The organism is Pseudoalteromonas sp. c7(2019) (assembly GCF_011378625.1).
Taxonomy (GTDB): domain Bacteria; phylum Pseudomonadota; class Gammaproteobacteria; order Enterobacterales; family Alteromonadaceae; genus Pseudoalteromonas; species Pseudoalteromonas arctica.
The window spans coordinates 71506-82965 of the sequence record NZ_WTKS01000012.1 but is presented as its reverse complement, the minus strand read 5'-3'; the positions used below and the strand labels follow the sequence as shown (position 1 = coordinate 82965).

The following is an 11460-nucleotide window of genomic DNA, read 5'->3' as shown; positions in this document are numbered from 1 at the left end:
ATTCTTAATTTACCTAGTTTAAATAATTATTTTTTAACAAAACTATCAGCAATAGGTTTAGTGCTAATACCATGTATAAATACACTAAACAGAATAGTCGTCATTGCTATTGTCGCTATTTGATATTTGTTTTCTATTTGCGTATCTATCACCATCAATGTAAAAACAATTGATGCTAATCCTCTTGGCCCAAACCACGCAAATGTAAAACGCTCTTTAATACTCAATGCCGTAAACTGCAGAGACAGCATAACTGGAATTATTCTAATCAATGTTGTACTTAACAAAGCGTAAATTATAATTTCAGTATTTAATTTAGGAATAACTAAGTAAGCACAAACAAACCCGAACAAGCACCAAATCATTAACGATGTGAAATCTGCTATGTGCTCTGAGTCTTCAATTAATTCTGTTCTAACTTCTTCGGTCGAAAATTTATCAAATAACAAGCCTGCAATAAACACCGCAATAAAACCACTGCCATGAAAATACTGAGTGACAGAAAATACAGCCATTGCAAAACCGAGTAATAAAAATGGACTGGTATTTTGTGCAAAGTAATGACGTTTCATTGCAAAGTTTAAACTCGGTATAAAAACAGCAATACTTGTAATAGCTATTAATAAAGCCAAGCCAAGCTCTCGTCCAAACACACTTAATGTTTGTGTTGCGGTAATAGCTGAATCAGGATTTTTAGCGAGTAATATAAATATTAAAAATATGGGTACGCATAATCCATCGTTCAAACCACTTTCAGTATTTATTCCTTCGCGTATTTTTTCAGGTACTTGTGTACTTGCTAATAGCCCTTTACTTAAAGCTGCATCGGTAGGCGTTAAAATAATAGCGAGCAAAGCCGCTTGAATAAGTGAAAGCTCAGCAAAGAAAAATAAAGCAACAGCAATACCGAGTAACAAAGTTAAGGGTAGGGCAACAAACAACAGTAAACTAGGATACTGAAAACTATGCCTTAATACACTTAGCTTTGATTTAGCTGCATCAGAAAATAAAAATATACTTAGCGTAAGCTCTATAAATGGTAATAAAAGATCAACGCCTTCTTTTATTTTATGCCCTTCGTTGGGTAGCATTGAAGCTAAACATATTCCGCCAACAACAAAAAACATTGGGCCTGTTACTTCTGTTTTTTCTAACTGGCGAAGTGTTAAAGAATAAATTAAAAATAATCCGCCTATAAATGCTATTACTAAATACTCCATTAAATTTTCCTTTTAAGTCCTGATTTTGCTCGCTCTTTAATATTTGTTTGAATATAAATTTGATCGGTAGTCGCAATTTTAGAATGACCTAAATCTTCTGATAAATGTTTGAGCGGTCTGGTTTGTGCATCATGTGTTGCACCAGTATGACGAAGCCAATGCGCAGTTGCAGCGCCAAGTTGTTCAGCATCATCTTTAAAACCATCATCAAGTAATGATTGCTGTGCATAATCAAAACTTTGTTGTACTAAACGCCTAATTTGCCTTACGGTCATACCACCTTGCCCGCGAATTTTATGAACCAAGGGATCTGATTCATCAACACGGGGAAGGGCAGGTAAACCTCTGTATAGTCTATAACGTTTTAAATATTCAACAAAATCATCGCTTAAGGTTACATCTCGTAATTTATTACCTTTTCCCATTATCCGTAAAAACCAAAAACCATCATTATCTTGCCAAAAATGAGACATCACCGGCGACCATTGTGGGCGCTCAGATAATTCTGAAATTCGTAAATAAAGACCTTTTAAGCAGGCAAGCGTAAATAAGTTTCGCTCTAAATCAGGGTTATGTTCGCATAAATCACGCGTTACACCAAAAACGTATTCCCATTGAATATCGCTTAATGTGTCTGGAATTTGAATTTGTGATTGAACAACTAAGTACGGACTATTTTTTTTAACAACAGGGACAAAGTTAGCAAATGTTTTTTCTTCTAGTAAGGCAAACTTATAAAACACATTTAATGCTGTAAACATAGACGATAAAGTTTGCTGACTAGCAATGGATTCTTTAAGCATAAAAGGGCGCCAATTTTGGTTTAATCGACGAATTCCTTGTTCATCTTTATAACGCCATTGCACTGAAGTTGCAGCCCATGCTTTATCGGGTTCAACCATAAAATCAACGTAAGCTTCAATATCTTCACGTTTTAAATCGAATACTGATTTTTCTGCGATTAACCATGACCATAAATAAAAGCGTTCAAGCTCATTTCGAAAACGACTATAAGTAGCTTCTGATTTTCGGCCATAAACATATAAAAACTGATACAAGAATGTCAGATCGGCTTTTGATTCAGTTACAGTCAAGCCAATTTCCTGTATAAAGGATGCAAGTTCTGGGTATTCTGAATTGAGAGTACCGTCATCTAGATGGGCAATTTGATATCTTAATTGTTTTAACGTATCAACCAAAGCAACAAGCATAATGTATAAATATTCAATTAAATAATAGACTTACAGAATAACGTTAAAGTCCGATACTGTCTAGTATTGGACATAGTAAAGCTCTAATTATTTTAATACCGTGATTATTCTATGGTTGTTGGTTGCTATATCTTATTAAGGAAAACATTATGAAAAAACTAATTATACTAAGCGTACTTACTTTAACAGTTGCATTAACTGGGTGTGCTACTACAGGTAGTGCATCACCAAGCGAAAAACGTTCACTTGTACAAAGTATGAAAGCAAACACATTAGATAAATTATACGCTGAAAAACCTGACGTTAAAAAACAAATTGCTAACTCTGCTGGTTACGCTATTTTTGATAACGCGAACGTAAATGTTGTTTTAGCCAGTTTTGGTGGCGGTTACGGCGTAGTTAAAAATAACCTTACTGGTAAATCGACTTACATGAATATGGGTGAAGCCGGTTTAGGACTTGGTTTAGGTGTAAAAGATTTTAACGTTGTAATGGTTTTTCATAACCAAGCTGCACTAAATAGATTTATTGAACATGGTTGGGCTTTTGGCGGAAACGCTGATGCAGCAGCTAAATATGAAGATAAAGGCGGTGCATTGGTTGCCGAAGCGATTGCAGATCAAGTAACTGTATATTCTGTAACCGAAAATGGCCTTGCACTACAAGCTGTATTAAAAGGAACTAAGTTTTGGGTTGATTCAGAGCTTAATTAACCACCAAATTACTCTCCTAAAAGCGAGCTGCTTTGTATAATCACGCTCGCTTTATTAAAACCAGTGCAATTTAACATAACGTAATTTATGGGCGGTAATGCACCTTGCTATAATAAAGCTTTTCACATGAGTTTTTCATATTTCAATTTAAATAGATTGCTGTCAAGTTTGCATCTATAGACATCTGTAAACTTTTGTTCAAAGCTATTATAAAATCTTCCTCTATTTCCTGTTGCTAACTTAGTCCCCTCTATTATTACTTCTTTCATTTTCTGTACATCTGAATTTACTCCTAAGTAAATTTTAGATATTTTACTTGGATTAATTTTAATTAAGAACATCACTTGATAAGCTTCGTAATTTCGCCAAACCGAATTCCATTTTGAAAGGCTACTTTCGCAAGCCCCTGCAAGATAAAACAGGTTAGATAGATCATTAATTTCTTCTCTTAAATCACCTTTATAACCCAGTGACCTCAGCTTATCTTTGGTTTCATTTGAATTTCCAAGTGTTATAACTTTATTGCAGTTTGTAAATGGTAGTGCAAACCTATATTCTTCCTCGTGCTTCCAAGATTCATGTTTACTAAAGAAATAATGTTTCGAAAAATTATTAATCTCTTCATCCGAAAAATCATTTATAGTTTTGCTATAGCTTCGTTCTCTATTATAAATAACATTGTCACTCAGGTAAGCTTCAATAGCATTAGTTTTATCTATATCAAAAATAGAAAATGCATCTTCTTCATCAACTTCAAACTCAACTAATATACCTTTACTATTGGTTGCATAGTTACCCCACATTGGCATACTTTCTTTATTTTTGCTTAAAGACACATAGCCATATAAATCTAAATATGGGTTTATATCTCTGTGCGACTTAAATTCTCTCCCACAAATTTTTACAGTCTCTTGAGTTACATCTTTTATTCTATTTAAATCTATTTCTGTAGATAAAACTTCAAAAGGGTCATTTTGACTGTTGTTTTGACTTAGTCTGAGTGTAGGTTCTTTTAAAAATGCCATAGCGGCATCAGTAGATAAATATTTGTATAGTTTCATAAAATTTCCTTTTTAATTTCCTTATTTATAACATGTAACTAAATAAATAATCCTATCCCATTATATCTATAGTACTAAATGATTTATTTTCTAAATTTTTATCAAACGCCTCAGCCAATTTTTCAGTTTCACTAAAAACAGTATTCCAATATTTAATACGTGTATCTGCATCAAGATCGGTAAAGTCGTTTCTGTCTGGGATTTTTCCGTAAGGTAAGCTTGCTACAAATTCTTTTGATGGGGTGATCATCACTACGTTATCGTAATTAAGTGGTGACACTTTACGTTTTAAATTTTTATCGAACCACCCTGCTTTTGGCTCTGAATTAAAATGCGGATATAAAATAAGTCCTGAGTTATTAATTTTTAAATCAAAGTGGTAATCAATTATTCCGCCATCGCGATATATTCCTTCCGGCGAGCCTGCAATATTTTTTATGCCTTGCATAACAAGTGGTATTGAACCCGATGCAAGTAACGCGTCTTTTAAATTATTTTGAGTAAGCGCTATGTTTTGCGTTTTAAAATTGTAGCTGTCGGTAATTGATAAGTCACTTGTTGCTGGGCCAAATATAAAGCGCTCATACTGCGCGCCTAATAATTTTCGGTTAACGCGGTTTAACATATAACTTTTTGACAAGCCCATAAGTTGTATAAATTTATTTTCGCTGGCAATAAAGCCATTCGATTTTGCTACTATAAAGTGCGCTTTAAATGTTGGGTTATTTATAATTTCGGTTACGCCGTTATCGCCAAAAACATCTTCAAGTAATGCGCGCGCTTTTATTGTTATTTCACTAGGTGTTGGTTTATTACTTGAATATCGAGTTTGCGAATACGATTTTGCTAAGCGCTCAATCGCAGCAACAGGATCGTTTTGTGCAAAACACGCAGAGCGAAAAGCGCCAGCAGATGATCCAATTAAATTAAGTGGTTGGGTACGGTTTTTAAAAAATTCACCAAAAATATATTTATCTAAGCCAAATAATGTAAACCATTTAGGACCGCCACTTGCACCTAAAAAAGAGGTGAAAAGTTCAGGTTTAAAGCCCTGTTCGTTAATAATTTTAGCCGCTGTTTTCCCTGCGTGAATCTCGATCATCTAAAAAATTGTGCCTTTTATTTTGGTTGCTTTAGTTATTTTCATAATACTTAAAGTGAATGTTTATGCAAAATGAAAAGCGGCTTTATGTTGCCATAAAACCGCTTTTTATAGTTAAGTGTGCTTAAAATACGTGAGTTAGTCCCAAATGCCGTCTTCGCATTTGCCCTGTACTTTTACATCTTTTACTTTAAATTCGGGCTCTAAACCTTTGTCTCTTTGTGCGTGGTAATCGCTCGTAACAGACAAAATAGTCGGCGTTAACAGTATAATAGCGATAACGTTAACCACTGTCATTAACCCTAAGGCAATATCGGCTAAATCCCAGACTTCTTTTAATGTGGCCGACGCGCCCCACAACATCATTGATAAATAAAGCAAAGTGTAAATGCCGCGCCCTACTTTGTTGTCGAGCTTAAATAAGTGCAAGTTGCTCTCTGCATAGGCGTAGTTTGCCACCACCGATGTAAAAGCAAATAAGGTAATAGCAGCTGCGACAAAGTAAACACCACCTTGTGCTAAATGAGCGGTCATCGCGCTTTGTGTTAGACGAATGCCTTCCATTTCGCCGCTAATGTCTATATCGGCTAATAAAATGATCACCGCGGTACAGCTACACAGTACTATTGTATCGAAAAATACGCCTAGCATTTGTATGTAACCTTGCGTTACAGGGTGATTAGGAATTGGGCTGGCACTTGCTGAAGCATGCGGGACACTACCTGCACCGGCCTCATTAGAATATAAACCACGTTGAATACCGTTTTTAATGGCTGCGCCCATTGCACCCGCTCCGGCTTCTTGTAAACCAAACGCCGATAAAAATATATCTTTAAGCATGGCGGGTACTTGCGTGAAATTTATAATCGTAATAATAACGGCGGCAAGTACAAACACAATGCCCATTATTGGCACAACACGCTCTGCAAATCGGGCAATTGCTTTAAAGCCACCGAGTATAATTGAGCCGGCTAGTACGGTAATAACAAGACCTGAATAAAATGTAGGAACTTCAAACGCGTAGTTAAGCGCGTCGGTAATTGTGTTAGTTTGCATTGCGCTAAACGTAAAGCCGTAACCTAAAAATAAACATGCGGCAAACACAATTGCGAATGCTCGGCTACCCAAACCTTGTTGAATATAATACGCAGGGCCGCCTCTAAACTCGCCGCCACTATCGCGCACTTTATATACTTGCCCAAGTACGCTTTCGGCAAAGCCTGTAGCCATACCCAATATGGCTATTACCCACATCCAAAATATAGCGCCGCTGCCACCAAGTGAAATTGCCACTGCCACTCCGGCTAAATTACCGGTACCTACTCGTGCGCAAAGCCCTGTACACAACGCTTGGAATGAGGAAATATCGTCTTTTTTACATTTGCTGCTGCCTTTTAAAAGGCTAAACATATGTTTAAATTTAAGTATTTGAATTGCTTTTAGTCGTACCGAAAACCATATACCTGTAAACAAAAGTATATAAATAAGTACCTGACCTTCTCCCCATAAAAGGTTGTTTACACTTTTGACGACGGTATCGAACATTACTAATCCCTTTTTATTTATACTTTTACTTTATGTTAGCACCGACTTTAAACTCTGCATGTAGCGCTACTCAACTTTAAAACTCCGGCAGCTCATTATGCATTAAACATAATAGTGTTTAAGTTTGGCTCTACCCGATAGTTAAGTGTGTATTGGTGTTTAATAATCTGTAAGTAAGCACATTCAACATTGAATTTTATTTCTATAAATATGAATAATAAATCACACCTACACTTTATATTGATTAGTTAAAAAATCAATAATATCTTTTTAAGATTCAGTATTTTGTTTTGCGCATAGGTGCGGGATGCAATAGTTTTTATTTTGATGCAATAAGGTTTAGGCGTAATGAGGATTAAGAATGGCAAAAAAATAGCGCATAAAGTTATGCGCTTTTTTGTAATCATATTTAATTAGTTATAGCTGTATTGTGTAGGTGCACTGTAATGGTTGTTGCTGTTAATCTGTAAATTTTGCATTGCTAAGTATGAGCGACCGGCATCTAAGCCTAATTTATGATCAAAACGTAAATCGTTATTTGAACTACCTAATAATTTGCTATGCAGTTTTTCGTCTGCAAAAATTTGTATTATTTCCACATCACTTGGTGGATTTGCAATAAACTCAAGCTCATCTAAATACGCTTTCTCGTGCTGTATCAAGTAGTCCAATGTTTTTGGACAATAGCCTGATGCTATAGCAAATGTTCTTAGCTTTTGTACCCATGCAGATTGCGCTTGAAAATTAGCGTCAACCGTTCTTATTACCACAATTTTACGAGCACCTCGGTTGTAAGCTTCACGCACTGGTAATGGAGCGGCTAAACCGCCGTCTAGATAAAAATCGCTCTGTACTTGCTCTTCAGCAAGGTGTATTTCGTTCGCTGCTTTTGCATTTAACCAAGGTGTTAACTTTACACCTTGTTTGTATAAAAACGGGAGTGCGCTAGAAGCCTTTAACAAATCACGCCATTGGCCACTCTCACCTGTTGGCGATAAGTAATATGCTTTTCTGTCTCGTGCATTAGTGGCTGTTATAAGTAGCTCACGCGCGCCTAAACTCGTTTTAGCTGTTTTAAAATCTATGGCTCTTTTTACCTCAGTGGTTTTGTCAAAGTACCAATCTAAATCAACTATGTGTTTACCCACTAATCCGCGACCAAGCTGAAAAAAACGTTTGTTACGCGAAAGCCCTCTAATTAGGCGTTTTGCATAGCCTTTTTGACGCGCTAAGTAACTAGTTAAGTTTTGCGAACCTGCAGAGGTGCCAATGAATAAATCGAATGGGTCATATTCTTGCTCTAACCACGCATCAAGTACGCCAGCTGTAAAGATCCCTCGCTGCCCGCCACCTTCAGCAATCAGTGCAACTTTTGGTTGCGCTGTTTTGTTAACTGAATTAGCTGTTGCGCTATTTAGAGACTTCACGGTGAACCTACCTTTATTTAATGATGTTTGGTTTAATACACACATTATAAAAAATAAAAGTGATATCTTAAAATTGATTGTTTAAATCAGTTCGATTGAAAAAACAGAACGGTATGTAAAGCAAAATATATACTAAAAATAGCAATCAAATTTACTTTGAATATTTAAATAACAAATACAGACATCACTTAAAGTTAATAAAATGAGTTAAAAAAGTTTAACTTTTGATGATGTCTGTATGTTAACAAGCCCAGAGTGTACGCTTGCTTAACTAACTATATTTTAGTGTTTTATTTCCATTAAAATTTCGAGTGCACGGTGGCGTTTTTCACTATCGAATACATCATTGGTAAATATAAACTCATCAACTTCTAGCTGTTTCGCTATCATCTCTAACTTGTGTTTAATACTTACATGTCCGCCTACTACGCTTAGACTTAAAAAGTTCTCTACATGAGCGCGTTCTTGTTCGCTCCACAACCCATCCATGCTTTCAACAGGTGGTTTTAGCCACAGCTCGTTACCACGTATGAGTTCGAGCACACGTTGTTTAGAAGTAGTCGACAAGTATTGCGCTTCATCGTCGGTGTCTGCTGCCACTAAAGGCAGTGCAAGCATTACGTATGGCTTATCAAGTACGCTTGATGCTTTAAATTCGCGCTTATACAACGCTATTGCATCGTGCACAAAGCGCGGTGCAAAATGCCCTGCAAATACATACGGTAGCCCTTTTTGCGCCGCTAACTGCGCGCTAAATAAACTCGAGCCTAATAACCAAATAGGAACGTTTGTGTTCTCACCCGGTATAGCACGTATAGCATGCGTGCCATTGTAAGGACCTAACAATGTTTGCAGCTCAGTTACTTCACCCGGGAAGTTTTCTGCGCGGCTCATATCGTTGTTTAGTGCACGACTCGTTACTTGGTCACTGCCGGGGGCACGCCCTAGTCCTAAATCTATTCGCCCTGGATATAAGCTCTCTAACGTACCAAATTGTTCAGCAACAACTAATGGGGAGTGGTTTGGCAGCATAATACCGCCCGATCCAACGCGTATCTTTTTGGTATTACCTGCAATGTGTCCAACCAAAATAGAAGTGGCAGCACAAATTATTCCTGGCATATTATGATGCTCAGCAAGCCAAAAACGGTTAAAGCCAAGTTCATCTGCACGTTGGGCGTATTTAGTACTTTTATGAAGAGTGTTAGTAACGCTGTCCCCTTTGATCATGGGGGCAAGTTCTAATAACGAAAAAGGAATGGAATTTAACAAAATAGCAGCTCCTAAAAATGCATGCTAATAATGGATTACATCATTAGCATAAAACACTTAAATGGGTCTGCTATTAGGTCAATTCAAGTTACGCAGAGGTATTAAAGCAAAATAGGTATATGTTATTTTGCTCTAAGGTATTCAGGCAAGCTGTCCATCACGTTGGCGCTGCTTTTTATAGCCTTCTGAATCTACGCCTTTTTTCCAATAACCTGAGGAAACAATATTACTGCGCGGTATATTAAATTGCTCTGTTAGCAGTGTTTTTACCCTACGTACAAGCCCAGCCTCCAATGCCATAAATACAATGGGAGGCTCTGCTGTAATGTGCAAATTTTGAAGCGCGCTAAGTAGCGCTTCGTCAGCGTTGTCGGTAACAAGCCAATTAACATTGCGGCTTGTTTCTAAATCAATAATGTCTTTTTCGGTGGGCGCATGTACAAAAGCATCAATTTTTGAAGTTAAAGGTAATTGCTGCGCATACCCTTTTATTGCATTTACCGATGTTAAATCGCCTAGTAATACATAATGCGAATGCTCATAATTATCTAGCTTTTTAGGGCCTGGTCCTGCAATACCTAGCTCGTCGCCTACTTTTGCAATTTTAGCCCAGTCAGTTGCAGGGCCTTGGTGCATATTTATAACAAAATCAAGCGTTAGCGCGCCTGTTTGTGCATCTACATGCCTTATTGTATATGACCGTATACAGGCTGTTTTTAAGTTAAAATCTACTTCACCATTTTTTGGAAATAGTACTTTTACATAGTTACCAATGTACTGTGAGGTTAAGTCTTTAAAATCATCAGAGCCTACAACAATACGCTGTAGGTGGGGTGTGATTTGCTGTGTACTTAATACGTTGGCTTTGCGAACTTGTTTACTCATGTATTACCTCGTTTTACAAAACTTAGACTTTAATACCAACCTGCATAAATCTTTGATCAATTTAACGAATTAAATTGCACTATAACGTTGTTAAAATTTTTATTTAGAACGACTAGGATCTGTTGATCTTTCAAGATTAAATTTGCAGCAGCCTGTTTGGTATTTAGGCAAGGCAGAGACTATGCAGTGTGGTTATTCCCCATAAATGGGCGATAACGTAGCATTAATGCCAAACAGGCGCTGCCCAAAGGGTTCTTCCTAGGGGCTACTTACTCTTTGTTGCTCGGTTTTTACTTAGCCCACTAGGTTACAAATCTCGCGCCGCGATTAAATAGCCCCTAGTTTGAACAAATTTTAATCCGCAAAGAACAACAGACCCTAGATACAAAAATTTTGCCTAGTTCTAGCGTAATTTTCTTAACGTTAAATAGACCCCATATATAAGCAGATTGGTATAATAATTGGCTGCTAGAAAAAGCAGGTATTGCACAACGCCCCATTGGTTGATAAAATCAACTATAGCAAATTAATTGACTTTGTCAACTATATTGAGAGTTCTATGAATACACCTTTATCAAATACGCTGTTTGAACTAATGCAAAATTACCGTGTCACAATTCGTGAAGCAATTAACGCAGGCGAACTGGGTATTAATGCTATGCACGTACGCTGCATACATATTATCGCGAACGTAAATAACTGTACGGCTAACGATATTGTTACTAAAACGCAGCGCGATAAAGCGCAAATAGCACGTTTAATTAAAGATCTTATTGGCTTAAATTTAATTAATAAACAGGCGAGTGAGCACGATAAACGCTGCTTTATTTTGTCGCTCACAGAGCAAGGTAAAGTTCTTTTTGATAAGTTATTAGCATCAGAGCAGAAAATAAATAATCAAATGTGTAAAAACTTAAATCCTCAACAAATCAAAGACTTTTTAGATACCGCACAACAAATGATCAAAAACATGGATTGATCAGTTATACATTTCTTGGCATAACTTACACAAAACGCATATACT

The 11460-nt window shown here is 36.7% G+C and carries 10 protein-coding genes; 2 read left to right on the top strand and 8 right to left on the bottom strand.

Going from position 1 to position 11460, the window contains the following annotated elements:
- Positions 1 to 26: 26 nt before the first annotated feature.
- A complete protein-coding gene (locus GQR38_RS14145; RefSeq protein ID WP_002962135.1) occupies positions 27 to 1220 on the bottom strand; it encodes a cation:proton antiporter in 1194 nt (397 codons plus the stop codon).
- Entirely contained in the window at positions 1220 to 2431 is a 1212-nt protein-coding gene (locus GQR38_RS14140) for a tyrosine-type recombinase/integrase (protein WP_007583195.1), read from the bottom strand. The genes GQR38_RS14145 and GQR38_RS14140 overlap by 1 nt, the downstream gene beginning before the upstream one ends.
- Positions 2432 to 2580: 149 nt before the next feature.
- Here GQR38_RS14140 and GQR38_RS14135 point away from each other — a divergent pair, with 149 nt between their 5' ends.
- The gene (locus GQR38_RS14135) at positions 2581 to 3144 is read left to right on the top strand and encodes a YSC84-related protein (protein ID WP_165722008.1); all 564 of its coding nucleotides are present in this window, start codon (positions 2581 to 2583) and stop codon (positions 3142 to 3144) included.
- Between the two features lie 122 nt (positions 3145 to 3266).
- On the opposite strand, the gene GQR38_RS14130 is transcribed toward GQR38_RS14135, so the two are convergent.
- The 6 genes from GQR38_RS14130 to GQR38_RS14105 all read right to left on the bottom strand — a co-directional run bounded on the left by GQR38_RS14130 (position 3267) and on the right by GQR38_RS14105 (position 10436).
- Entirely contained in the window at positions 3267 to 4205 is a 939-nt protein-coding gene (locus tag GQR38_RS14130; RefSeq protein ID WP_165722009.1) for a DUF2971 domain-containing protein, read from the bottom strand.
- A 52-nt stretch (positions 4206 to 4257) separates the two neighbouring features.
- The gene (locus tag GQR38_RS14125) at positions 4258 to 5307 is read right to left on the bottom strand and encodes a patatin-like phospholipase family protein (RefSeq protein WP_165722010.1); all 1050 of its coding nucleotides are present in this window, start codon (positions 5305 to 5307) and stop codon (positions 4258 to 4260) included.
- A 138-nt stretch (positions 5308 to 5445) separates the two neighbouring features.
- Entirely contained in the window at positions 5446 to 6852 is a 1407-nt protein-coding gene (locus tag GQR38_RS14120) for an alanine/glycine:cation symporter family protein (RefSeq protein WP_076924661.1), read from the bottom strand.
- A 413-nt stretch (positions 6853 to 7265) separates the two neighbouring features.
- A complete protein-coding gene (locus GQR38_RS14115) occupies positions 7266 to 8279 on the bottom strand; it encodes a patatin family protein (RefSeq protein ID WP_165722011.1) in 1014 nt (337 codons plus the stop codon).
- 282 nt (positions 8280 to 8561) lie between these two features.
- The gene (locus GQR38_RS14110) at positions 8562 to 9551 is read right to left on the bottom strand and encodes an LLM class flavin-dependent oxidoreductase (protein ID WP_165722012.1); all 990 of its coding nucleotides are present in this window, start codon (positions 9549 to 9551) and stop codon (positions 8562 to 8564) included.
- Between the two features lie 141 nt (positions 9552 to 9692).
- Positions 9693 to 10436 carry a siderophore-interacting protein gene (locus tag GQR38_RS14105; protein WP_165722013.1) on the bottom strand — a complete coding sequence of 248 codons (744 nt, stop codon included), beginning with the start codon at positions 10434 to 10436 and terminating at the stop codon, positions 9693 to 9695.
- A 559-nt stretch (positions 10437 to 10995) separates the two neighbouring features.
- On the opposite strand from GQR38_RS14105, the gene GQR38_RS14100 reads away from it, so the two are divergent.
- Positions 10996 to 11415 carry a MarR family transcriptional regulator gene (locus GQR38_RS14100; RefSeq protein WP_007583213.1) on the top strand — a complete coding sequence of 140 codons (420 nt, stop codon included), beginning with the start codon at positions 10996 to 10998 and terminating at the stop codon, positions 11413 to 11415.
- The last annotated feature ends 45 nt before the right edge of the window (positions 11416 to 11460 follow it).